Origin of the sequence: Streptomyces sp. NPDC085931, assembly GCF_044540565.1 — a bacterium.
Classification (GTDB): domain Bacteria; phylum Actinomycetota; class Actinomycetes; order Streptomycetales; family Streptomycetaceae; genus Streptomyces.
On the sequence record NZ_JBITSK010000024.1, the window covers coordinates 17767 to 40937 of the forward strand.

A 23171-nucleotide genomic window follows, 5' to 3' on the forward strand; every position below is an offset into this window, starting at 1 on the left:
GGACAGCTGCCGCTGAATTGAAGATCGACAACGGCCGAGGGCCTTGACATGTCCCGCATGGCGATGCGGGCGGTGCCCATTTGTTTTGACCGCAGCGAATGCGATAGGTACGCTCAGACCTTGTGCCTGGGGTGTGCCCTGGCTCTCGTGCGTGCCATCGACCGCACGTCGAGTCGTAAGCGGCCACCGTAATCTGCGCTTAATTCTGCCTGGCGGCGGGAGTCCGCGGGATTCGACACACCCGACCGCGTGGGTCGGCGACGTTCCAGGTTAGCTGTACCCATCGGCACACAGAAACCGGAGAAGTAGTGCCTACGATCCAGCAGCTGGTCCGGAAGGGCCGGCAGGACAAGGTCGAGAAGAACAAGACGCCCGCACTCGAGGGTTCCCCTCAGCGTCGCGGCGTCTGCACGCGTGTGTTCACGACCACCCCGAAGAAGCCGAACTCGGCCCTCCGTAAGGTCGCGCGTGTGCGTCTGACCAGCGGCATCGAGGTCACGGCCTACATTCCGGGTGAGGGACACAACCTGCAGGAGCACTCCATCGTGCTCGTGCGCGGCGGCCGTGTGAAGGACCTGCCGGGTGTTCGCTACAAGATCATCCGCGGTTCGCTGGACACCCAGGGTGTCAAGAACCGCAAGCAGGCTCGCAGCCGTTACGGCGCCAAGAAGGAGAAGTAAGAATGCCTCGTAAGGGCCCCGCCCCGAAGCGCCCGGTCATCATCGACCCGGTCTACGGTTCTCCTCTGGTGACCTCCCTGATCAACAAGGTGCTGCTGAACGGCAAGCGCTCCACCGCCGAGCGCATCGTCTACGGCGCCATGGAGGGCCTGCGCGAGAAGACCGGCAACGACCCGGTCATCACGCTGAAGCGCGCTCTGGAGAACATCAAGCCGACCCTCGAGGTCAAGTCCCGCCGTGTCGGTGGTGCCACCTACCAGGTCCCGGTCGAGGTCAAGCCCGGCCGTGCCAACACCCTGGCGCTGCGCTGGCTCGTCGGTTACTCCCGCGCCCGTCGCGAGAAGACCATGACCGAGCGTCTGCTCAACGAGCTCCTCGACGCCAGCAACGGCCTCGGTGCCGCTGTGAAGAAGCGCGAGGACACGCACAAGATGGCCGAGTCCAACAAGGCCTTCGCGCACTACCGCTGGTAGTCGCAGACCCCATCGAGACCGAGAGAAGACTGAAGCCTTATGGCTACCACTTCGCTTGACCTGGCCAGGGTCCGCAACATCGGGATCATGGCCCACATCGACGCGGGCAAGACGACCACCACCGAGCGGATCCTGTTCTACACCGGCGTTTCGTACAAGATCGGTGAGGTCCACGACGGCGCTGCCACCATGGACTGGATGGAGCAGGAGCAGGAGCGTGGCATCACGATCACCTCTGCTGCCACCACCTGCCACTGGCCGCTGGAGGACGTCGACCACACCATCAACATCATCGACACGCCGGGCCACGTCGACTTCACCGTCGAGGTGGAGCGTTCCCTGCGCGTGCTCGACGGTGCCGTGACGGTGTTCGACGGCGTCGCCGGTGTCGAGCCGCAGTCCGAGACGGTGTGGCGTCAGGCGGACCGCTACGGCGTTCCGCGTATCTGCTTCGTCAACAAGCTGGACCGCACCGGTGCCGAGTTCCACCGCTGCGTGGACATGATCTCGGACCGCCTGGGCGCGCAGCCGCTGGTCATGCAGCTGCCGATCGGCGCGGAGGCGGACTTCAAGGGCGTCATCGACCTCGTGACGATGAAGGCCCTGGTCTGGTCGGCCGAGGCGACCAAGGGCGAGATGTACGACACCGTCGACATCCCGGACACCCACCGCGAGGCTGCCGAGGAGTACCGCGGCAAGCTGCTCGAGGCCGTCGCCGAGAACGACGAAGAGCTGATGGAGCTGTACCTGGAGGGCACCGAGCCCACCGTGGAGCAGCTCTACGCCGCGATCCGTCGCATCACCATCGCGTCCGGCAAGGGCGGCGGCACCACCGTCACCCCCGTGTTCTGCGGCACCGCGTTCAAGAACAAGGGCGTCCAGCCCCTGCTCGACGCCGTCGTGCGCTACCTGCCGTCGCCGGTCGACATCGAGGCCATCGAGGGCCACGACGTCAAGGACCCGGAGAAGGTCATCGCGCGCAAGCCGTCGGACGACGAGCCGCTCGCCGCGCTGGCGTTCAAGATCATGAGCGACCCGCACCTCGGCAAGCTCACCTTCGTCCGGGTCTACTCGGGCCGCCTGGAGTCCGGCACCTCGGTGCTGAACTCCGTCAAGGGCAAGAAGGAGCGCATCGGCAAGATCTACCGCATGCACGCCAACAAGCGTGAGGAGATCGAGTCGGTGGGCGCCGGCGACATCGTCGCCGTCATGGGCCTGAAGCAGACCACCACCGGTGAGACGCTGTCCGACGACAAGAACCCGGTCATCCTGGAGTCCATGGACTTCCCGGCCCCGGTCATCCAGGTCGCCATCGAGCCCAAGTCGAAGGGCGACCAGGAGAAGCTCGGCGTCGCGATCCAGCGCCTGGCCGAGGAGGACCCGTCCTTCCAGGTCCACTCGGACGAGGAGACCGGCCAGACCATCATCGGTGGTATGGGCGAGCTGCACCTCGAGGTGCTGGTCGACCGCATGCGCCGTGAGTTCAAGGTCGAGGCCAACGTCGGCAAGCCGCAGGTGGCCTACCGCGAGACGATCCGCAAGGCCGTCGAGAAGGTCGAGTTCACCCACAAGAAGCAGACGGGTGGTACCGGCCAGTTCGCCCGCGTCATCATCGCGATCGAGCCGATCGAGGGCGGCGACGCCTCGTACGAGTTCATCAACAAGGTGACCGGTGGCCGCGTGCCGAAGGAGTACATCCCTTCGGTGGACGCCGGCGCGCAGGAGGCCATGCAGTTCGGCATCCTCGCCGGTTACGAGATGACCGGCGTCCGCGTGACGCTGCTCGACGGTGCCTACCACGAGGTCGACTCCTCCGAGCTCGCGTTCAAGATCGCCGGTTCGCAGGCCTTCAAGGAGGCCGCGCGCAAGGCCAGCCCCGTTCTCCTTGAGCCGATGATGGCCGTCGAGGTCACCACGCCCGAGGACTACATGGGTGAGGTCATCGGCGACATCAACTCCCGCCGTGGCCAGATCCAGGCCATGGAGGAGCGGGCCGGTGCCCGCGTCGTGAAGGGCCTCGTGCCCCTCTCGGAGATGTTCGGCTACGTCGGCGACCTGCGCAGCAAGACGTCCGGCCGTGCGAGCTACTCCATGCAGTTCGACTCCTACGCCGAGGTTCCGCGGAACGTCGCCGAGGAGATCATCGCGAAGGCCAAGGGCGAGTAACGCACCGCGTCTACACGCCGTAGGCTTGACTCCGGAGCCTTGAGGGGCATTCCACCGCAATCGTGGTGAGAGTGCCCCGGGGCCCGGGCTTTCCAGCAAAGATCACCTGGCGCCGATGAAGTAAGGCGTACCAGAACCACTCCCAGGAGGACCCCCGTGGCGAAGGCGAAGTTCGAGCGGACTAAGCCGCACGTCAACATCGGCACCATCGGTCACATCGACCACGGTAAGACGACCCTCACGGCCGCCATTACCAAGGTGCTGCACGACGCGTACCCGGACATCAACGAGGCCTCGGCCTTCGACCAGATCGACAAGGCTCCTGAGGAGCGCCAGCGCGGTATCACCATCTCCATCGCGCACGTCGAGTACCAGACCGAGACGCGTCACTACGCCCACGTCGACTGCCCCGGTCACGCGGACTACATCAAGAACATGATCACGGGTGCGGCGCAGATGGACGGCGCCATCCTCGTGGTCGCCGCCACCGACGGCCCGATGCCGCAGACCAAGGAGCACGTGCTCCTGGCCCGCCAGGTCGGCGTTCCGTACATCGTCGTCGCCCTGAACAAGGCCGACATGGTGGACGACGAGGAGATCCTGGAGCTCGTCGAGCTCGAGGTCCGTGAGCTCCTCTCCGAGTACGAGTTCCCGGGCGACGACGTTCCCGTCGTCAAGGTCTCCGCTCTGAAGGCCCTCGAGGGCGACAAGGAGTGGGGCAACTCCGTCCTCGAGCTCATGAACGCCGTCGACACCGCGATCCCGGAGCCGGAGCGCGACGTCGACAAGCCGTTCCTCATGCCGATCGAGGACGTCTTCACGATCACCGGTCGCGGTACGGTCGTCACCGGCCGTATCGAGCGTGGTGTCCTGAAGGTCAACGAGACCGTCGACATCATCGGCATCAAGCCGGAGAAGACCACCACCACGGTCACCGGCATCGAGATGTTCCGCAAGCTGCTCGACGAGGGCCAGGCCGGTGAGAACGTCGGTCTGCTCCTCCGTGGCATCAAGCGCGAGGACGTCGAGCGCGGCCAGGTCATCATCAAGCCGGGCTCGGTCACCCCGCACACCGAGTTCGAGGCGCAGGCCTACATCCTGTCCAAGGACGAGGGTGGCCGCCACACGCCGTTCTTCAACAACTACCGCCCGCAGTTCTACTTCCGTACGACGGACGTGACCGGCGTGGTGACCCTCCCCGAGGGCACCGAGATGGTCATGCCGGGTGACAACACCGAGATGAAGGTGGAGCTCATCCAGCCCGTCGCCATGGAGGAGGGCCTGAAGTTCGCCATCCGTGAGGGTGGCCGGACCGTGGGCGCCGGCCAGGTCACCAAGATCACCAAGTGAGTCTCCGGACTGGCTTGAGGGTCTGCTGACCTGAGTGGCTCGGAGGGGCCCGTACGACTTCGGTCGTGCGGGCCCCTTTGCTGTGCCGTGTCCACGGCCGTGGGGTACGGCGACGCCCCCGGCTCGTGGGGGAGCCGGGGGCGTCTGTGTGGGGGGTGTCTGTGTGGGGGGTGTCTGTGTGTGTGTGGGGGGGGCTGTGTGTGGGGGGTGTCAGGTCCTCAGCCGACCGTCCACTTCTGGTTGGCGGCGCCGGTGCACGTCCAGATCTGCAGTGGGGTGCCGTCGGCCGAGGAGTTGCCCTTGGCGTCCAGGCACTTGTCGGCGCCGACGTTGACGAGGTCGCGGGCGGCGGTGTGGACCCACTGCTGGGCCTTGGTGCCGTTGCAGGTGTAGAGCTGGACCGCGGCGCCGTCGGCGGTGGAGCCGCCGCGCACGTCGAGGCACTTGCCCAGGGCGCGTACGGTGCCGTCGGCGCCGAGGGTCCACTTCTGGGCGTCGACGCCGGTGCAGTTGTGGAGCTGGATGGGCGTGCCGTCGGCCGTCGAGGCGCCGGCGACGTCGGCGCACATGCCGCCGATGCCCTTGATGGCGCCGGTGGTGGGGGCGGGGCCGCCGGAGCCGTCGGAGGTGGAGACGCGGACGTAGTCCACGGTCATCGTCTGCGGGAACTGCGTGCTCCCGTCCGGGCTGCCGGGCCAGTTACCGCCCACGGCGAGGTTGAGGATCATGAAGAAGGGGTGGTCGTAGACCCACTTCCGGCCGCCGAGGTCGGCCGGGGTGCGCGTCTGGTACGTCTGCCCGTCGACGGACCAGGTGATCTTGCCCGGGGTCCAGTCGACGGCGAAGATGTGGAAGTCGTCGGCGAAGGCGCGGCCGCCCGGGAGCGTGTACGCGGCGCCGATGCCGCCGCTGCCGGAGTAGCCGGGGCCGTGCAGGGTGCCGTGGACGGCACCGGGCTCGTAGCCGACGTTCTCCATGATGTCGATCTCGCCGCTGTTCGGCCAGCCGACGCTGCCCAGGTCGTTGCCGAGCATCCAGAACGCGGGCCACATGCCCTGGCCGCGCGGCACCTTGATCCGGGCCTCGAAGTGGCCGTAGGCCTGGGTGAAGGTCCGGGCCGTGTTGAGCCGGGCGGAGGTGTACTGGCAGGTGCCGTACCAGCACTGGAGTCCCGGGTCGTTGTTCTTGCGGGCGGTGATGACGAGGTTGCCGTTGCCGTCGAGGGCAACGTTGTCCCTGCTGTTCGTGTAGTACTGCAGCTCGTTGTTGCCGTTGCCGGAACCGCCGGTCTCCACGGTCCACTTGGCCGGGTCCGGGGCGCTGCCGGCGGCGCCGTTGAACTCGTCGGACCAGGTCACGGCGGCGGCCGCGGCATCGGCCGGTGCGGCGGCATCGGCCTGTGCGGCGGAGGGGCCGAGCGTGGTCAGGGCGAACGCGGCGGTGACGGAGGCGCAGACCACCGGGACGAGCCCGCCGAGCCTTCGACGGCGTGTGCGATGAGCAGCCATGGCTGAACACACCTTGTCTGTGGGGGATGGGGGGAGTGGGCCGACGCTGTCGGCCGTGGGGGGATGTTACGAACGGTTCACCGCACAACCAACTGCCCGATTGGTCCGTCAACCCTGCCTGAACTGGGCCGAGTTGGAGCCGACCGGCTGACCTCCGGATCGCTTAAAGCCCACTTAAGGCTGCGTTAAGGGAACCGGGACCGGTCAGAGGTCGATCTCGGCCCACACGGTCTTGCGCGGCGGAGGGCCCGCGGTGACGCCCCAGCGGTCGGCGAGTGCGTCGACGAGGAGCAGACCGCGACCGGACTCGGCGTCGGGGGAGGGGAGCCGGGGCTCCGGGTGCCGGTCGTCGCGGGTGTCGGTCACCTCGATGCGCAGGGTGCCGGCGGCGACGTGGAGGAGCAGGCGGAAGTCGCGGCCCGGGACGCGGCCGTGGGTGACGGCGTTGGCGGACAGCTCGGCGACCACCTGTGCCGCCCGGTCCGACGGCAGGCCCCAGGACCGCAGTTGCTCGGTGGCGAGGAGGCGGGCGAGGCGGGCCCCGCGGGGGGTGGGGGAGAGCTGGAGACCGAAGTCGCCGCGCCGGGTGGCCGGTTCGGGTCCGGGAAAGTTCTGCTTCACATCACCCAGCGTGGCCATCGGCGCCTACCGTGAACAGTGACTCAGCGGGTGCGTACGGTGACTGTCCGGAGCTTGTCCGGTGGTGTCCGGGCTGTCGGCGCCGGACGTACGGGTAGGGCGCTGAGGCAGGGGCGTACGACGGAAGGGTGCGGGATGACGGCCGAGGCGGCGGAGACGGGACGGCTCAAGGGCGAGGCGGACGAGCCGGGTTGGGAGGTGGACCCCGACGACGAGTGGGGTGTCGCCGTCATCGCGACGGTGGGGCGGCAGCTGAAGCTGCGGCGGGAGGCGGTGGGGATGCGCGCCGCGGAGTTCGGGACGGCGGTGGGGTACGGGGAGGACCTGGTCTACAAGATCGAGGGCGGGAAGCGGATTCCCCGGCAGGAGTACCTGGCGGCGGCGGACCGGGTGCTGGGGGCGGGCGGGCTCATCGCGGCGACCTGGGAGGACGTGAAGCGGGTCCGGTATCCCAAGAAGGTGCGGGAGCTTGCCAAGTTGGAGGGGCAGGCCGTGGAGATCGGGGTGTACGAGTGCAACAGCGTCCATGGGTTGTTGCAGACTCCCGAGCATGCGCGGGCGTTGTTTGAGGCGGCGCAGCCGCCGTACTCACCGGACGACGTGGAACGGATGGTGGCCGCACGAATGGCCCGGCAATCCGTCTTCGAGCGGGATCCGGCCCCGTCGGTGCATTACGTCCTGGAGGAGGCGGTGCTGCGTCGCAGGGTCGGGGGCACAATGGTCTGGCGGCGACAGCTCGAACGGCTGCTGCAGGTCGGACGCCTGCGGAACGTCACCTTGCAGGTCATGCCGACCGACACGGACGCTCATCCGGGGGTGGACGGCAAGATCGAGCTGCTGAAGTTCCCAGACGGTACGGCGGTGGGTCGTTCCGACGGTGCTTTCAGCGGGCGGCCGACCACCGATCCGAAGCAGCTGCGCATCCTCGAGCTGCGCTATGGCACCATCCGTGCGCAGGCTCTCCCACCTCGGGAGTCGCTGGCCTTCATCGAGCGAGTGCTGGGAGAATCATGACCCGCGACACTGAACTGGCTTGGTTCAAGAGCAGCTACAGCAGCGGCACGGACGGCAACTCCTGCGTGGAGATCGCGATAGCCCCGGACACCGCGACGGTCCATGTGCGGGACTCCAAGCACACGCAAGGCCCTCGGCTGGCGGTGTCGCCCGGGGCATGGGCAGGCTTCGTGTCGAGTCTTCCCGCGTGACGCCGGATCCCGCCCCCGGCGATCTCGACCTCGGCACGATCGAGGAACTGTGCGCGGCCGCCACTCCCGGCCCCTGGTTCGTCAGGAACCTGGACGACGAGCACGCGATGAACCTGGTCGCCGTCAGCACGGTGGAGGACACCGGCCGGACCGAGCGGTGGCCCGGCTTCGACCACGGGGAGCTGATCGCGGCGACGCTCGTTCAGCAGCCCCGCTACGTCGACTGCGCCGACGAACGCTGGGAGGAGAACGCCGCGTTCATCGCCATGGCGCGGGACGCCCTGCCGCGACTCGTGGCCGAGGTGAAGCGGCTGCGCCTGCTCGTGGAGTACGGGGCGTGCCCGACGGCCGGCGCCACGGGCACGGAGTTCGTGATCCCGCTGGACGAAGAGCTGCTCGCCTTCTACCGCGAGATGGTGAACGTCCTGGTGGACTGTTGTGGCGTGTCCCGGGCGGAGGCGGTGGCCCGCATCAACGCGACGTACGGGACCGGGGACGGCGTGTGGATCATGCTGCACGAGATGCCCGAGTACTGGGCCTACGGGGCGTACTACCGGGCGGATCACCGGGGCCGGCTTCCGGTCGGGGACCCGGTCGCGGACGCGGACGTCGACTTCGACACGCTCACCGTGCGTCCGGCCCCGCCGAGGGAATCACCCTTCTGGACGGTCGAGGAGGGCGGGGGGACGGCCGAGGGGTGAGGGACGTCCCGCCTTCGTGCGATGCGACGATGAACGCACGAGTGGTCGAGAGAACGGGGAGGCCGGCGGCATGGCCCGGTACATGGAGACGCTGACCGTCGAGCGGGGCGGTTTCCGGATCAAGGTGCCGGAGTCGTGGTGGGAGTTCGACGTCCGGCCGGAGTCGCGGGACGACTCGATCCGGCGGATGGTGACCGAGCGGGTGCGGCAGCGGCCGGAGCTGGAGCAGTACCGGGACACGTACGTCGACTTCCTCCGGCGGGCCGCGGCGGACGCGTGGAAGTCGGGCGCGCTGTACTGCGGCTGCATGGCGGAGAACTTCGGCGGCGACACCCCGATCACCGGGTCCGTGACCGTCTCCCTGGTCGGCGGCCGCAACGAGCGCGGTGAGCCGCTGTCCAACGACCCGGCGGCCATCGCGAGCCAGCTCGCGGTGAAGGAGGCCAGGCGGGAGGGCGACTCCTGGCGCAAGGTGACGACGGTCGACATCCCGGGCGTCGGCCCGGCGGCACGCACGTACGGCATCGAGGACATCGCCGTACCGGGCGACGAACTCAACCGCACCGTCCGGGCCGTGCTGATGCAGACGTACATCCCGGTGCCGGAGCAGGAGGGCAAGGTCGCCCTGGTCGCGGGCAGCAGCCAGGTCCTGGACCTGGCGGACTCCTTCTTCGACATCTTCGACGCGATCACGTCCACGTTCCGGTTCACGGCCTGACCCCGGTCCTTGCCACATGCCCACGGGCCCTCCCTTCTTCCCGAACGACCGCGCCTTGTAAGTTCACGTGTGCATACGGGTGTTGACGTGGATGCGGGCGTGACGGGGGTTGCGGTATGGCGGGCCACAGGCCGACGGACTGGCATGTCCTGGATCTGGACAAGGACCCGACCCCTGGTGATCCGCAGCGCGTGCGCACACTCGCGAAGCAGTTGCACGACTTCGCCGACGACGTCTCCGACGCGCTGCGTCTGGTCAAGGGCATGGCGGGGGAGGGGACGCTGCTGGAGTGGGCGGGCAAGTCGGCCGACGTCTTCAAGGAGGACTTCGCCGACGTCCCGAAGAACCTCAGGAAGCTGAAGAAGTCCTACGAGATGTGCGGGGACGCGCTGGCGGACTTCTGGCCCAAGCTGGAACGCGCCCAGTCTCTGGCGGACAAGGCCCTGCGCAAGGGCCGCGAGGCCCGTGACAACCTGTCGTCCGCCCAGTCCCGCCTCGCCTCCGCCGACTCGTGGATGACGCGGGCGACCAAGGAGGCGGACAAGTACAAGGACGACCCGACCGGCAGCAAGTCCGACGCGGACAAGCCGGACGAGGCGAAGGTCCGTGCCGCCACGCGGGACGTGCAGCACGCGAAGTCCGCCCGGACCAAGGCCCAGTCGGACGTCTCCGACGCGCAGGACGCGCTCGCCGCGGCGAAGAAGATGGCCGAGGACGCGCGCAAGATGCGCGAGGAGGCCGCGCGGGAGGCCAAGTCGAAGATCGACGAGGCCTCGGACGCCGGCATCCAGAACCGGTCGTGGTGGGAGGAGGTCGGCGACTGGTTCGTCGACAACTGGGACACCATCGTCGCGGTGTGCAAGGTCGTCGTGGCCGTGGTCGGCATCGTCGCGATGATCATCGGCGGGCCGATCCTGGGCGCGATCGTGCTGATCGCGGCGGCGGTGGTGCTCGCCGACACGCTCTACAAATACTCCAAAGGCAGAGCGTCCCTATGGGATGTGGGGCTGGCGGCCCTGGACTGCATCCCGGGCATGAAGGGCCTGACGACCCTCGGTGGGCTGGCCAAGGGGCTCAAGGCCCTCGGGAAGACCGGGCTCAAGGGCATGGCGCTGGGGGTCAGGGGACTGGGCAAGGGTGCAAGCGCCCTCAGCCGCCAGATGAAGAAGCTCTTCTGCCGCACCGACCCGGTGGACATGGCGACCGGCGAGGTCGTCATGTCGGCGACCGACGTGAGCCTGCCCGGCGTACTCCCGCTGGTCCTGGAACGCCACCACCGCAGCGGTGTCCGTACCGGCCGGCTGTTCGGCACGACCTGGATGTCCACGCTCGACCAGCGTCTGGAACTCGACTCGACCGGAGTGAGGTTCGACGCCGCCGACGGCATGGTCCTGCACTACCCGGTCCCGGAGCCGGACGCGGCCGTCCTGCCGGTGGCGGGGCCCCGCTGGCCGCTCACCTGGGACGGATCATCCGGCGGTGAGCTCGTCGTGCGTGACACGGAGACCGAACGGATGCTCCATTTCCGTCCGCTGCCCGGTTGCCGCCGCGACGAACTGGTCCTGGCGGCGATCACGGACCACAACGGCAACTCCGTCACTCTGGTCCACGGGCCCGATGGTGACCTCCGCGAAGTGGTGCACAGCGGTGGCTACCGCCTGGGAGTGGCCTGCGAGAACGGTCGGGTCACCGAGCTGACCCTGCTCAGCCACCCCCAGCAGCCCTCGCTCCTCCGGTACGGCTACGACGACCAGGGGAACCTCACCGAGATCCACAACTCCTCCGCCCGACCCCTGCGGTTCACCTACGACGAGCGACGACGGATCACCGGCTGGCAGGACAGGAACGGCGTCCGGTACCGCTACGTCTACGACGACCGGGGCCGGTGCGTCCGTACCCGAGGTGCTGAAGGCGCACTCAACAGCGACATCGCCTATGCGAGCGACGGCTCCCGCACACTCTTCACCGACTCGCTGGGGCACACCACGGTCTACGACTTCAACGACTGGTACCAACTCGTCGCCGAGACCGATCCCCTGGGCGGGCGCATCCTGCGGACCTGGGACGCTCACGACAACCTCCTGACGATCACGGACGCGATCGGCCGTACCACCGCCTACGCCTACGACGACATGGGCCGGGTCACCGCGGTGACACGCGCGGACGGCCGGACGCTGAGCGTGGACTACCACGAGCTGGGCATGCCGAAGCGCATCACCCACGCCGACGGAGCCCGGTGGGAGCAGACCTTCGACGCGGCCGGCAACCGCACCGCCGTCATCGACCCCGCCGGCGGTGTCGTCCGGTACACCTACGACCGTCAGGGCGGGCTCGCGTCGGCCACGGACCAGACGGGCAGCACGACGACCTTCGCGTGCGACGCCGCGGGCCTTCCCGTCCGTGTCGTGAGTCCGCTCGGTGCGAGCACCTCCTATCGCCGTGATGCCTTCGGCCGCCCCGTCGAGATCACAGCCCCGGACGGTGCGGTCACCCACCTGGAGTGGACGGTCGAGGGGAGGCCCTCGCGCCACATCGACCCACTCGGCTCGCAGTGGTCCTGGACCTGGGACGGAGAGGGCAACTGCCTGAGCCGCACCGACGCGGCAGGCGCTGTCCACCGGTACGAGTACGGACCGTTCGACGCTCTGCGGGCCCAGACGAATCCCGACGGATCGCGCTTCGAGTTCGAGCGCGACACCGAACTCCGCCTGACCACGGTGACCAACCCGCTCGGCGTCAGCTGGCGGTACGTCCACGACGCCGCCGGGCGACTCGTCCGGGAGACCGACTTCGACGGCCGCACGATTCGCTACGAGTACGACGCGGCAGGCCAGTTGACGACCAAGGTGAATGCCTTGGGGCAGCGGATCCGGTACGTCCGGGATTCGCTCGGCAGGATCCGCGAGAAGGACGCCGCGGGGGCACGCACCACCTTCGCCTACGACCCGTCCGGTCGCCTCGTACAGGCGGTCGGCCCGGACGCGGAACTCCGCTTCGAGAGGGACCCCCTGGGCAGGATCCTCACGGAGGCCTGTGACGATCTCGTCTCCCGCTACGCCTACGACCCCACCGGCCGCATGGTGTGGCGCAGGACGCCCAGCGGAGCCGAGAGCCGCTACGACTACGACCCGGCGGGGCGCCCCGTCAGTCTGCTCGCGGACACCCACCGGCTCGATCTCACCTACGACGCCACCGGCCGGGAGGCCTCCAGGACCCTGGCGGCCGGTGTCGTCCTCGGTCACTCCTGGGACGCGGCCGGCAACCTGCGGAGCCAGGCGGCCCGCTCCCAGGACCGCACGCTGTGGCAGCGCACCTTCTCCTACCGCGACGATCACCATCTGACCTCCATCGAGGACGACCGGGTGGGCACGACGACGTTCGAGCTGGATCAGCTGGGCCGGGTGACGGACGTGACTCGCCCGGCCGGACGGGAGAGCTACGCCTACGACCCGATCGGCAATCAGCTCACCGCCCACTGGCCCGAGGGCCATGAGGCCGTGGGCGAGCGGGAGTACAGGGGCACGCGGGTGGCACGGGCGGGCAGGGTCCGCTACGCCTACGACGAGGCGGGCCGGACCGTTCTCCGCCGGGTCAGGACCCTGTCGGGAGCCACGTCCACCTGGGCGTACGAGTGGGACGCGGAAGACCGTCTCGTGGCCGTGACCACGCCGGACGGCACCCGCTGGAGGTACCGGTACGACCCGCTGGGCCGACGCGTGGCCAAGCAGCGCCTGGCCGCCGACGGAAAGATCGACGAGGAAGTCCGCTTCACCTGGCGGGACGCGACGCTGGTCGAACAGACCGGCGGCGGTGCGGATGACGGTGCGGAACGGGACGTCCTGACGTGGGACTACCGCGACCAGCACGCCTTGACCCAGCGCCGCCGGCTTTCCCGGCAGGAGGTGGACTGCCGCTTCTACGCCATCGTGACCGACCTGGTCGGGACACCGACCGAACTCGTCGACGAGGCGGGCGCCGTCGCCTGGCAGGCCCGCTCCACCCTGTGGGGCGTATCCGAGCAGGGCGGGGACGGCACCGTCGACATGCCGTTGCGCTTCCCCGGCCAGTACCACGATCCGGAAACCGGCTGGGACTACAACTACCAGCGCCACTACGACCCGGCGATCGGCCGGTACACCACCCCGGACCCGCTGGGGCTGGAGCCGGACCCGAACCCTTACGGCTACGTGGACAATCCGTACAGCTGGATCGACCCGCTGGGATTGCTGTCCTGTACGGGCCGCCTGGACAAACTCAGTCCGGGGGAGATGTACCTCTACCGCGCGGTGATGGACGGGGAACTCGGTCAGATCATGCGCACACGGACGTTCCAGAATCCTCAGGGTATCGAGACGAAATACTTTTCCACGACTGCCGAGGCCGCGGCCTCCTATGCGCGGGAGATGTACAGTAGGTTTCCCCATGAGGGGGCCTATACGCTGGTGCGGTCCACCATCCGGAGAGATGCCGTCCCGGACATCAGTCGGGTCGACCTGGTGGAGGCGGGCGGTATCGAAGCGCTCGCCCTGCCCACCGAAGTCCTCGCACAGATGGGCAGAATCCGCATCCTCCCCGGCATGCCGATCCCCTGAGCAGGAGAGTTGCCGTGCGCCTGGTGATCACCTCGCAGAAGGCCGACACGCTGGACAGATGGCAGCGGGTCTTCGCGGAGTGCGAAGACGTCAGCTGCCAGCGGGGGCTGAGGGCCGGGACCCCGGTCGACGCGGTCCTCATGGCCGGCATGTTCGCCCTCGAACGGTACGGCGGACGTGCCGGGGCCGAAGAGGCCCAGATCTTGGAGAACCGCCGGGGTGACGGCTGGCACGGTCTCATCGTCGTGCCGCCCGGCAGGCCCATGACCAGGGACGCGCAGGGAGAATGGAAAGTGCAGGCCGGGTATGCACACCTGCAGCCCGCCTATTTCGCGGCATCACGCTCCTTTCACGCAATCGAGGAGTGGAACGCTCGCCATGTCGATCGGCGGATTTCGGCGATTGAGATCAACCTGCCTCTGATGAATATGGACAATCCGGTGGACGACGCGAGCCCGAAGTCCTTCAAGCAGGCTTTCGACGAATTCCGCGAGAAAAGACTGAGTGCCGGTTGACGGATGCCATCGAGGAAGCGCAAGGGACCAGGGCGTCGAGTGATCCCGGACGGAGACCTGCTCCTCATCGCCCGCTCCGCGGCGGCGAGCGCCCCGCGTGCGCACGCGCGCCCCTGGTTTGACCTTCGTCACCCCCGGGGTACGCTCTCCGGCTCGATTGGCATCCGCACTGCCCCATATGGCAGACTGTCCGAGTTGCTCGGTCGAGTGTTGATGCTGCGCGCCTCCCGCCGGGGGGACCGGAAGCGAGTCCCACAGTACTCGTCGTCCTAACTGCCATGACGGCAGCGCTGGGGCGGACGTACGGGAATCTTTCGGGAAGCAAGGTGCGGCACCGGCCAGGCACCCGGTGGGCCTTCCGCCCCCGGCTCGCGGTACCGGAAGGGCCGTGTGCAATCCCGCAGGGATGTTCGAACAAGGGGCATCTGTGTCAGCGGGAGCGCGACACGCCCGACCGCGTGGGTCGGAGGAACGAAGGCAGCAGAAGGAATCCACCGGGTTCCAGAGCGTAAGAAGAGACAGGACTACTGAGTAGCCATGGCGGGACAGAAGATCCGCATCCGGCTCAAGGCCTACGACCACGAGGTCATCGACAGCTCGGCGAAGAAGATCGTCGAGACGGTGACGCGTACTGGTGCGTCGGTCGCGGGCCCGGTGCCGCTGCCCACTGAGAAGAACGTGTACTGCGTCATCAAGTCGCCGCACAAGTACAAGGACTCGCGCGAGCACTTCGAGATGCGCACGCACAAGCGCCTGATCGACATCCTCGACCCCACCCCCAAGACCGTTGACTCTCTGATGCGACTCGACCTCCCGGCCGGTGTCGACATCGAGATCAAGCTCTGAGGCCGGTGATCTGAGAGATGGCTAAGCAGATCAAGGGCATCCTGGGCGAGAAGCTCGGCATGACGCAGGTCTGGGACGCGAACAACCGCGTCGTCCCGGTCACCGTCGTCAAGGCCGGCCCCAACGTCGTCACCCAGGTCCGCACGAACGATGTCGACGGCTACGAGTCCGTCCAGATCGCCTTCGGCGAGATCGACCCGCGCAAGGTGAACAAGCCCCTCAAGGGCCACTTCGCCAAGGCCGACGTCACTCCCCGTCGCCACCTCGTCGAGATCCGCACCGCGGACGCCTCCGAGTACACGCTGGGCCAGGAGATCACCGCTGAGGTGTTCGAGGCCGGCGTGAAGGTCGACGTGACCGGCAAGAGCAAGGGCAAGGGCTTCGCCGGTGTCATGAAGCGCCACAACTTCCGTGGCCTCGGCGCCGGACACGGCACCCAGCGCAAGCACCGCTCCCCCGGTTCCATCGGTGGCTGCGCCACCCCGGGCCGTGTGTTCAAGGGCCTCCGCATGGCGGGTCGCATGGGCAACGAGCGGGTCACCACCCAGAACCTGACCGTCCACGCCGTTGACGCGGAGAAGGGTCTGCTGCTCATCAAGGGCGCGGTTCCCGGTCCGAACGGCGGCCTCGTCCTGGTCCGCACCGCGGCCAAGGGGGCCTGAGGTAATGAGCACTGTTGACATCCTTTCGCCGGCGGGCGACAAGGCCGGTTCCGTCGAGCTCCCCGCGGAGATCTTCGGCGTTGAGAAGGTCAGCATCCCGCTGATCCACCAGGTCGTCGTCGCACAGCTGGCCGCTGCCCGTCAGGGCACGCACAAGACCAAGACCCGTGGCGAGGTCCGCGGCGGTGGCAAGAAGCCGTACCGCCAGAAGGGCACCGGTCGCGCCCGTCAGGGCTCGACCCGCGCGCCGCAGTTCGCCGGTGGTGGCGTCGTGCACGGTCCCGTGCCGCGTGACTACTCGCAGCGGACCCCGAAGAAGATGAAGGCTGCCGCGCTGCGTCACGCCCTCACCGACCGGGCCCGCCACAACCGCATCCACGTCGTCTCCGGCGTCGTCGAGGGCGACAGCCCGTCGACGAAGGCCGCCCGGACGCTGTTCGGCAAGATCTCGGAGCGCAAGAACCTGCTCCTGGTCGTCGACCGCGCCGACGAGGCCGCGTGGCTGTCCGCCCGCAACCTGCCCCAGGTCCACATCCTGGAGCCGGGCCAGCTGAACACGTACGACGTTCTCGTCTCGGACGACGTGGTCTTCACCAAGGCCGCTTTCGAGTCCTTCGTGTCGGGCCCGAAGGCCAATGACACCGAAGGGAGCGAGGTCTGATGGCTATCCGTCACCCCGCTATCGCCTCGAAGGCCGCGAAGAAGGCCAAGGAGGCTCGCGTCAAGAAGGCGCGTCGCCACGCCACCGAGGGCAAGAACACGGTCGAGACCCCGCTGAGCAAGTCCTTCACGGACCCCCGTGACGTGCTGCTCAAGCCGGTCGTCTCCGAGAAGAGCTACGCGCTCCTCGACGAGGGCAAGTACACGTTCATCGTCGACCCGAGCGCCAACAAGACCCAGATCAAGCAGGCCGTCCAGGCGGTCTTCTCGGTCAAGGTCACCGGGGTCAACACGATCAACCGCCAGGGCAAGCGCAAGCGGACCCGCACCGGCTTCGGCCAGCGTGCGTCCACCAAGCGCGCGATCGTGACCCTCGCCGAGGGCGACCGTATCGACATCTTCGGCGGTCCGACCGCGTAAGCGGGTCGGATCGTCCGATATCGGACGAGGACTGAGAAATGGGAATCCGCAAGTACAAGCCGACTACGCCGGGCCGTCGCGGCTCGAGCGTCGCCGACTTCGTCGAGGTCACGCGGTCCACGCCGGAGAAGTCGTTGGTCCGCCCCCTGCACAGCAAGGGTGGCCGTAACAACTCCGGTCGTGTGACCGTCCGCCACCAGGGTGGTGGCCACAAGCGCGCCTACCGCGTGATCGACTTCCGTCGTCACGACAAGGACGGCGTGCCGGCGAAGGTCGCGCACATCGAGTACGACCCCAACCGCACCGCGCGCATCGCGCTCCTGCACTACGCGGACGGCGAGAAGCGCTACATCCTCGCGCCGCGTGGCCTGAGCCAGGGCGACCGCGTCGAGAACGGTCCCGGGGCCGACATCAAGCCGGGCAACAACCTCGCCCTGCGCAACATCCCGGTCGGTACCACGCTGCACGCCATCGAGCTGCGTCCGGGCGGCGGCGCGAAGTTCGCCCGCTCCGCCGGTGCCTCGGTGCAGCTGCTCGCGAAGGAGGGCCAGATGGCCCACCTCCGTATGCCGTCCGGTGAGATCCGCCTGGTCGACGTGCGCTGCCGCGCCACCGTCGGCGAGGTCGGCAACGCCGAGCAGAGCAACATCAACTGGGGCAAGGCGGGCCGTAAGCGGTGGCTGGGCGTTCGCCCGACCGTCCGTGGTGTGGTCATGAACCCGGTTGACCACCCGCACGGTGGTGGTGAGGGCCGGACCTCCGGTGGTCGCCACCCTGTGTCCCCGTGGGGCAAGAAGGAAGGCCGTACTCGTTCGCCCAAGAAGGCGTCGAACAAGTACATCGTCCGCCGCCGCAAGACGAACAAGAAGCGCTAAGGACGGGTTGAGATGCCTCGTAGCTTGAAGAAGGGGCCCTTCGTCGACGACCACCTGATGAAGAAGGTGGACGCCCAGAACGAAGCGGGCACCAAGAACGTCATCAAGACCTGGTCCCGTCGCTCGATGATCGTGCCGGCCATGCTCGGCCACACGCTCGCGGTGCACAACGGCAAGACCCACATCCCGGTGTTTGTCACCGAGTCGATGGTCGGCCACAAGCTCGGCGAGTTCTCGCCGACCCGCACCTTCCGGGGCCACGTCAAGGAAGACCGGAAGTCGAAGCGCCGCTAGTCAGCGGGGTGCGAATGACCATGACAAACATCGAAGGGACAACCATGGAAGCCAGGGCCCAGGCGCGGTACATCCGCGTCACGCCCATGAAGGCCCGCCGTGTGGTGGACCTCATCCGTGGCCTGAACGCCACGGAGGCTCAGGCGGTCCTGCGTTTCGCCCCGCAGGCCGCGAGCGTGCCGGTCGGCAAGGTGCTGGACAGCGCCATCGCCAACGCCGCGCACAACTACGACCACACCGATGTCGACAGCCTCTACATCTCCGAGGCCTACGTCGACGAGGGCCCGACCCTGAAGCGGTTCCGACCGCGCGCCCAGGGCCGTGCCTACCGGATCCGCAAGCGGACCAGCCACATCACCGTGGTCGTCAGCAGCAAGGAAGGAACCCGGTAATGGGCCAGAAGGTAAACCCGCACGGGTTCCGGCTCGGTGTCACGACCGACTTCAAGTCGCGTTGGTACGCCGACAAGCTGTACAAGGACTACGTCAAGGAAGACGTCGCCATCCGTCGGATGATGACGTCCGGCATGGAGCGCGCCGGCATCTCCAAGGTCGAGATCGAGCGCACCCGTGACCGCGTGCGTGTGGACATCCACACCGCTCGTCCGGGCATCGTCATCGGCCGCCGCGGCGCCGAGGCCGACCGCATCCGCGGTGACCTCGAGAAGCTCACCGGCAAGCAGGTCCAGCTGAACATCCTCGAGGTCAAGAACCCCGAGACGGACGCTCAGCTCGTGGCCCAGGCCGTCGCCGAGCAGCTCTCCTCCCGCGTCTCCTTCCGCCGTGCCATGCGCAAGAGCATGCAGTCGGCGATGAAGGCCGGCGCCAAGGGCATCAAGATCCAGTGCGGTGGCCGCCTCGGCGGCGCCGAGATGTCCCGCTCGGAGTTCTACCGCGAGGGCCGCGTGCCCCTGCACACGCTCCGCGCGAACGTGGACTACGGCTTCTTCGAGGCCAAGACGACCTTCGGCCGCATCGGCGTGAAGGTCTGGATCTACAAGGGCGACGTCAAGAACATCGCCGAGGTCCGCGCCGAGAACGCCGCTGCCCGCGCCGGCAACCGCCCGGCCCGTGGTGGCAACGACCGCCCGGCCCGTGGTGGCCGCGGTGGCGAGCGTGGCGGGCGCGGTCGCAAGCCGCAGCAGGCTGCCGGCGCCGAGGCCCCCAAGGCCGAGGCTCCCGCCGCCGCTCCGGCTGAGAGCACCGGAACGGAGGCCTGACCGTCATGCTGATCCCCCGTAGGGTCAAGCACCGCAAGCAGCACCACCCCAAGCGCAACGGCATGTCCAAGGGTGGCACGCAGGTTGCGTTCGGCGAGTACGGCATCCAGGCGCTGACCCCGGCGTACGTCACGAACCGCCAGATCGAAGCGGCTCGTATCGCCATGACCCGTCACATCAAGCGTGGCGGCAAGGTCTGGATCAACATCTACCCGGACCGCCCCCTCACCAAGAAGCCGGCCGAGACCCGCATGGGTTCCGGTAAGGGTTCGCCGGAGTGGTGGGTGGCCAACGTCAAGCCCGGACGCGTGATGTTCGAGCTGTCGTACCCCAACGAGAAGATCGCGCGCGAGGCCCTGACCCGTGCGGCTCACAAGCTGCCGATGAAGTGCAAGATCGTCAAGCGCGAGGCAGGTGAAGCGTGATGTCGGCCGGTACCAAGGCGTCTGAGCTGCGCGAGCTGGGCAACGAGGAGCTGCTGAACAAGCTCCGCGAGGCCAAGGAAGAGCTGTTCAACCTCCGCTTCCAGGCGGCGACGGGCCAGCTCGAGAACCACGGTCGGCTCAAGGCCGTCCGCAAGGACATCGCGCGGATCTACACCCTGATGCGTGAGCGCGAGCTGGGCATCGAGACGGTGGAGAGCGCATGAGCGAGAGCAACGTGACTGAAGAGACCAAGACGGACCGCGGTTTCCGCAAGACCCGTGAGGGCCTGGTCGTCAGCGACAAGATGGACAAGACCGTCGTCGTCGCCGTCGAGGACCGCGTCAAGCACGCGCTGTACGGCAAGGTCATCCGTCGTACGAACAAGCTCAAGGCCCACGACGAGCAGAACGCCGCGGGTGTCGGCGACCGCGTCCTCCTGATGGAGACCCGGCCGCTGTCCGCGACCAAGCGCTGGCGCGTCGTCGAGATCCTCGAGAAGGCCAAGTAATTCCTGCGGGGCAAACCCGCAGGACAGTTCCGCCAGGCTCCGGGGGCCGCTCGGTGAGCGGCCCCCGGGGAACCGGCAGACAAACAGGAGATAGACGTGATCCAGCAGGAGTCGCGACTGCGTGTCGCCGACAACACGGGTGCGAAGGAGATCCTCTGCATCCGTGTGCTCGGCGGCTCCGGTCGCCGCTACGCGGGTATCGGTGACGTCATCGTCGCCACCGTCAAGGACGCGATCCCCGGTGGCAACGTGAAGAAGGGTGACGTCGTCAAGGCGGTCATCGTTCGCACCGTCAAGGAGCGCCGCCGTCCGGACGGCTCGTACATCCGCTTCGACGAGAACGCCGCTGTCATTCTCAAGAACGACGGCGACCCTCGTGGCACCCGTATCTTCGGCCCGGTCGGCCGTGAGCTGCGCGAGAAGAAGTTCATGAAGATCATCTCCCTCGCGCCGGAGGTGCTGTGAGCATGAAGATCAAGAAGGGCGACCTGGTCCAGGTCATCACCGGTAAGGACAAGGGCAAGCAGGGCAAGGTCATCGCGGCCTTCCCCCGTGAGGACCGGGTCCTGGTCGAGGGTGTCAACCGGGTCAAGAAGCACACCAAGGCCGGTCCGACGGCTCGCGGTTCGCAGGCCGGCGGCATCGTCACCACCGAGGCGCCGATCCACGTCTCCAACGTCCAGCTGGTCGTGGAGAAGGACGGCAAGAAGGTCGTGACCCGCGTCGGTTACCGCTTCGACGACGAGGGCAACAAGATCCGCGTTGCCAAGCGGACGGGTGAGGACATCTGATGGCTACCACCACCACTCCGCGTCTGAAGCAGAAGTACCGCGAGGAGATCGCGGGCAAGCTGCGTGACGAGTTCAAGTACGAGAACGTCATGCAGATCCCCGGCCTCGTCAAGATCGTGGTCAACATGGGTGTGGGCGACGCCGCCCGCGACTCCAAGCTGATCGAGGGCGCCATCCGCGACCTCACCACGATCACCGGTCAGAAGCCGGCCGTCACCAAGGCCCGCAAGTCCATCGCGCAGTTCAAGCTGCGCGAGGGTCAGCCGATCGGTGCCCACGTCACGCTCCGTGGCGACCGCATGTGGGAGTTCCTGGACCGCACCCTGTCGCTGGCGCTCCCGCGCATCCGCGACTTCCGCGGCCTGTCCCCCAAGCAGTTCGACGGCCGTGGCAACTACACCTTCGGTCTCACGGAGCAGGTCATGTTCCACGAGATCGACCAGGACAAGATCGACCGCGTCCGGGGTATGGACATCACCGTGGTCACCACGGCGACCAACGACGCTGAGGGCCGCGCGCTCCTCCGTCACCTCGGCTTCCCCTTCAAGGAGGCGTGAGCGAGATGGCGAAGAAGGCTCTGATCGCGAAGGCTGCTCGCAAGCCCAAGTTCGGCGTGCGCGCGTACACCCGCTGCCAGCGCTGCGGTCGTCCGCACTCCGTGTACCGCAAGTTCGGCCTGTGCCGCGTGTGCCTGCGTGAGATGGCTCACCGTGGCGAGCTGCCGGGCGTGACCAAGAGCTCCTGGTAATCCCCCCTTCGGGGATTCCGGAAGACTCTCGGTAAGCATCTGGGTGGACAGGGGCCCGCCCCGCATGGCTTAGGCTTGTGGGGTTGGGCGCCTGTCACGCCCGTACGACTTACTACGCCGTAGGTCCACCGCGCCGCACCCGTCCCGTCTCGGATCGGGGAGAGGGATGGCGCACCAGGAAACCCCGGCGAGAGAGGCCGAAGGCCAATTCATGACCATGACTGATCCGATCGCAGACATGCTTACGCGTCTGCGGAACGCGAACTCGGCGTACCACGACTCGGTGTCGATGCCGCACTCCAAGATCAAGTCTCACATCGCGGAGATCCTCCAGCAGGAGGGCTTCATCACGGGCTGGAAGGTCGAGGACGCCGAGGTCGGCAAGAACCTCGTCCTGGAGCTGAAGTTCGGCCCCAACCGTGAGCGCTCCATCGCGGGCATCAAGCGGATCTCCAAGCCCGGTCTCCGGGTGTACGCGAAGTCCACCAACCTGCCGAAGGTGCTCGGCGGCCTCGGCGTGGCGATCATCTCCACGTCGCACGGGCTCCTCACCGACAAGCAGGCCGGCAAGAAGGGCGTGGGTGGGGAAGTCCTCGCCTACGTCTGGTAGCGGAAGGGAACGGAGGAAACAGCTATGTCGCGCATCGGCAAGCTCCCCATCGCGGTTCCCGCCGGCGTGGACGTCACCATCGACGGCCAGACGGTCTCGGTCAAGGGCCCCAAGGGCACGCTGACCCACACCGTCGTGGCGCCGATCGAGATCGCCAAGGGTGAGGACGGCGTCCTGAACGTCACCCGCCCCAACGACGAGCGTCAGAACAAGGCCCTGCACGGCCTGTCCCGCACGCTGGTGGCGAACATGATCACCGGCGTGACCCAGGGTTACGTGAAGAAGCTCGAAATCAGCGGTGTCGGTTACCGCGTTGTCGCCAAGGGTTCGAACCTGGAGTTCTCCCTCGGTTACAGCCACCCGATCCTGGTCGAGGCGCCCGAGGGCATCACCTTCAAGGTGGAGGCCCCCACCCGCTTCTCGGTCGAGGGCATCGACAAGCAGAAGGTCGGCGAGGTTGCGGCCAACATCCGCAAGCTGCGCAAGCCCGACCCGTACAAGGCCAAGGGCGTCAAGTACGAGGGCGAAGTCATCCGCCGCAAGGTCGGAAAGGCGGGTAAGTAAGC

Annotated in this window: 29 protein-coding genes; 27 read left to right on the top strand and 2 right to left on the bottom strand. The window is 67.6% G+C overall.

Translation table 11 applies throughout. The annotated features are described in order from the left end of the window. Window positions 1–308: 308 nt before the first annotated feature. The 4 genes from rpsL (at window position 309) to tuf (ending at window position 4669) form a co-directional block, all read left to right on the top strand. Window positions 309–680, top strand: coding sequence for a 30S ribosomal protein S12 (gene rpsL / locus ACIGAN_RS34115; RefSeq protein WP_003948652.1), 372 nt, complete (start codon window positions 309–311; stop codon window positions 678–680). A 2-nt stretch (window positions 681–682) separates the two neighbouring features. After that, window positions 683–1153 (top strand): 30S ribosomal protein S7, encoded by a 471-nt coding sequence (gene rpsG / locus ACIGAN_RS34120; RefSeq protein WP_003998848.1) that lies wholly within the window; start codon window positions 683–685, stop codon window positions 1151–1153. A 39-nt stretch (window positions 1154–1192) separates the two neighbouring features. After that, window positions 1193–3319: an elongation factor G gene (gene fusA / locus ACIGAN_RS34125; protein WP_351356015.1), complete on the top strand. Its 2127-nt coding sequence runs from the start codon at window positions 1193–1195 to the stop codon at window positions 3317–3319. Between the two features lie 156 nt (window positions 3320–3475). Further along, window positions 3476–4669, top strand: coding sequence for an elongation factor Tu (gene tuf / locus ACIGAN_RS34130; RefSeq protein WP_094054444.1), 1194 nt, complete (start codon window positions 3476–3478; stop codon window positions 4667–4669). A gap of 218 nt (window positions 4670–4887) precedes the next feature. Here the strand turns inward: tuf and ACIGAN_RS34135 are convergent, their stop codons facing one another. After that, window positions 4888–6177: a family 16 glycosylhydrolase gene (locus tag ACIGAN_RS34135; protein WP_399863341.1), complete on the bottom strand. Its 1290-nt coding sequence runs from the start codon at window positions 6175–6177 to the stop codon at window positions 4888–4890. A 204-nt stretch (window positions 6178–6381) separates the two neighbouring features. Then, on the bottom strand, window positions 6382–6816 hold the full coding sequence (locus ACIGAN_RS34140; protein ID WP_399863343.1) for an ATP-binding protein: 435 nt from the start codon (window positions 6814–6816) through the stop codon (window positions 6382–6384). 135 nt (window positions 6817–6951) lie between these two features. Here ACIGAN_RS34140 and ACIGAN_RS34145 point away from each other — a divergent pair, with 135 nt between their 5' ends. From ACIGAN_RS34145 to rplF, 23 genes are all read left to right on the top strand, one after another. Continuing rightward, the gene (locus tag ACIGAN_RS34145; protein WP_399863345.1) at window positions 6952–7830 is read left to right on the top strand and encodes a helix-turn-helix domain-containing protein; all 879 of its coding nucleotides are present in this window, start codon (window positions 6952–6954) and stop codon (window positions 7828–7830) included. After that, window positions 7827–8021, top strand: a complete 195-nt coding sequence (locus ACIGAN_RS34150) for a DUF397 domain-containing protein (RefSeq protein WP_399863347.1) — start codon at window positions 7827–7829, stop codon at window positions 8019–8021. Before ACIGAN_RS34145 ends, ACIGAN_RS34150 begins: the two co-directional genes overlap by 4 nt. Next, the gene (locus ACIGAN_RS34155; protein ID WP_399863349.1) at window positions 8018–8722 is read left to right on the top strand and encodes a hypothetical protein; all 705 of its coding nucleotides are present in this window, start codon (window positions 8018–8020) and stop codon (window positions 8720–8722) included. The genes ACIGAN_RS34150 and ACIGAN_RS34155 overlap by 4 nt, the downstream gene beginning before the upstream one ends. A gap of 70 nt (window positions 8723–8792) precedes the next feature. Further along, complete coding sequence (locus ACIGAN_RS34160; RefSeq protein WP_365735671.1) at window positions 8793–9440, top strand: hypothetical protein; 648 nt, start codon at window positions 8793–8795, stop codon at window positions 9438–9440. Window positions 9441–9556: 116 nt separating this feature from the next. Then, entirely contained in the window at window positions 9557–14032 is a 4476-nt protein-coding gene (locus ACIGAN_RS34165) for an RHS repeat-associated core domain-containing protein (RefSeq protein WP_399863352.1), read from the top strand. Between the two features lie 14 nt (window positions 14033–14046). Then, window positions 14047–14547 (top strand): hypothetical protein, encoded by a 501-nt coding sequence (locus tag ACIGAN_RS34170; protein WP_365735668.1) that lies wholly within the window; start codon window positions 14047–14049, stop codon window positions 14545–14547. A 537-nt stretch (window positions 14548–15084) separates the two neighbouring features. Then, window positions 15085–15393, top strand: coding sequence for a 30S ribosomal protein S10 (gene rpsJ, locus ACIGAN_RS34175; protein ID WP_003948644.1), 309 nt, complete (start codon window positions 15085–15087; stop codon window positions 15391–15393). A gap of 17 nt (window positions 15394–15410) precedes the next feature. Beyond that, window positions 15411–16055, top strand: a complete 645-nt coding sequence (rplC, locus tag ACIGAN_RS34180) for a 50S ribosomal protein L3 (RefSeq protein ID WP_010036739.1) — start codon at window positions 15411–15413, stop codon at window positions 16053–16055. A 4-nt stretch (window positions 16056–16059) separates the two neighbouring features. After that, window positions 16060–16716, top strand: a complete 657-nt coding sequence (gene rplD / locus ACIGAN_RS34185; protein WP_311680330.1) for a 50S ribosomal protein L4 — start codon at window positions 16060–16062, stop codon at window positions 16714–16716. Further along, window positions 16716–17135, top strand: coding sequence for a 50S ribosomal protein L23 (gene rplW, locus ACIGAN_RS34190; protein WP_020272643.1), 420 nt, complete (start codon window positions 16716–16718; stop codon window positions 17133–17135). The genes rplD and rplW overlap by 1 nt, the downstream gene beginning before the upstream one ends. Before the next feature lie 38 nt (window positions 17136–17173). Continuing rightward, window positions 17174–18010, top strand: a complete 837-nt coding sequence (rplB, locus tag ACIGAN_RS34195; protein ID WP_006130778.1) for a 50S ribosomal protein L2 — start codon at window positions 17174–17176, stop codon at window positions 18008–18010. Between the two features lie 12 nt (window positions 18011–18022). Continuing rightward, window positions 18023–18304 carry a 30S ribosomal protein S19 gene (gene rpsS, locus ACIGAN_RS34200; RefSeq protein WP_030233885.1) on the top strand — a complete coding sequence of 94 codons (282 nt, stop codon included), beginning with the start codon at window positions 18023–18025 and terminating at the stop codon, window positions 18302–18304. 44 nt (window positions 18305–18348) lie between these two features. Then, on the top strand, window positions 18349–18696 hold the full coding sequence (gene rplV / locus ACIGAN_RS34205) for a 50S ribosomal protein L22 (RefSeq protein ID WP_010036727.1): 348 nt from the start codon (window positions 18349–18351) through the stop codon (window positions 18694–18696). Beyond that, the gene (gene rpsC / locus ACIGAN_RS34210) at window positions 18696–19523 is read left to right on the top strand and encodes a 30S ribosomal protein S3 (RefSeq protein WP_311680329.1); all 828 of its coding nucleotides are present in this window, start codon (window positions 18696–18698) and stop codon (window positions 19521–19523) included. Before rplV ends, rpsC begins: the two co-directional genes overlap by 1 nt. 5 nt (window positions 19524–19528) lie before the next feature. Continuing rightward, on the top strand, window positions 19529–19948 hold the full coding sequence (gene rplP / locus ACIGAN_RS34215) for a 50S ribosomal protein L16 (RefSeq protein ID WP_004984526.1): 420 nt from the start codon (window positions 19529–19531) through the stop codon (window positions 19946–19948). Next, window positions 19948–20172: a 50S ribosomal protein L29 gene (gene rpmC, locus ACIGAN_RS34220; RefSeq protein WP_010036720.1), complete on the top strand. Its 225-nt coding sequence runs from the start codon at window positions 19948–19950 to the stop codon at window positions 20170–20172. Before rplP ends, rpmC begins: the two co-directional genes overlap by 1 nt. Continuing rightward, window positions 20169–20456, top strand: coding sequence for a 30S ribosomal protein S17 (gene rpsQ / locus ACIGAN_RS34225; protein ID WP_010036717.1), 288 nt, complete (start codon window positions 20169–20171; stop codon window positions 20454–20456). Before rpmC ends, rpsQ begins: the two co-directional genes overlap by 4 nt. Window positions 20457–20552: 96 nt before the next feature. Further along, window positions 20553–20921, top strand: a complete 369-nt coding sequence (gene rplN, locus ACIGAN_RS34230; protein WP_003998823.1) for a 50S ribosomal protein L14 — start codon at window positions 20553–20555, stop codon at window positions 20919–20921. A gap of 2 nt (window positions 20922–20923) precedes the next feature. Beyond that, the gene (rplX, locus tag ACIGAN_RS34235; RefSeq protein WP_010036713.1) at window positions 20924–21247 is read left to right on the top strand and encodes a 50S ribosomal protein L24; all 324 of its coding nucleotides are present in this window, start codon (window positions 20924–20926) and stop codon (window positions 21245–21247) included. Beyond that, window positions 21247–21804 carry a 50S ribosomal protein L5 gene (gene rplE, locus ACIGAN_RS34240; protein WP_016434630.1) on the top strand — a complete coding sequence of 186 codons (558 nt, stop codon included), beginning with the start codon at window positions 21247–21249 and terminating at the stop codon, window positions 21802–21804. Before rplX ends, rplE begins: the two co-directional genes overlap by 1 nt. A 5-nt stretch (window positions 21805–21809) precedes the next feature. Continuing rightward, window positions 21810–21995 carry a type Z 30S ribosomal protein S14 gene (locus tag ACIGAN_RS34245; RefSeq protein WP_003956452.1) on the top strand — a complete coding sequence of 62 codons (186 nt, stop codon included), beginning with the start codon at window positions 21810–21812 and terminating at the stop codon, window positions 21993–21995. A gap of 211 nt (window positions 21996–22206) precedes the next feature. Continuing rightward, the gene (rpsH, locus tag ACIGAN_RS34250; RefSeq protein ID WP_014674378.1) at window positions 22207–22605 is read left to right on the top strand and encodes a 30S ribosomal protein S8; all 399 of its coding nucleotides are present in this window, start codon (window positions 22207–22209) and stop codon (window positions 22603–22605) included. A gap of 24 nt (window positions 22606–22629) precedes the next feature. After that, window positions 22630–23169: a 50S ribosomal protein L6 gene (rplF, locus tag ACIGAN_RS34255; RefSeq protein ID WP_094054454.1), complete on the top strand. Its 540-nt coding sequence runs from the start codon at window positions 22630–22632 to the stop codon at window positions 23167–23169. Window positions 23170–23171 lie beyond the last annotated feature (2 nt).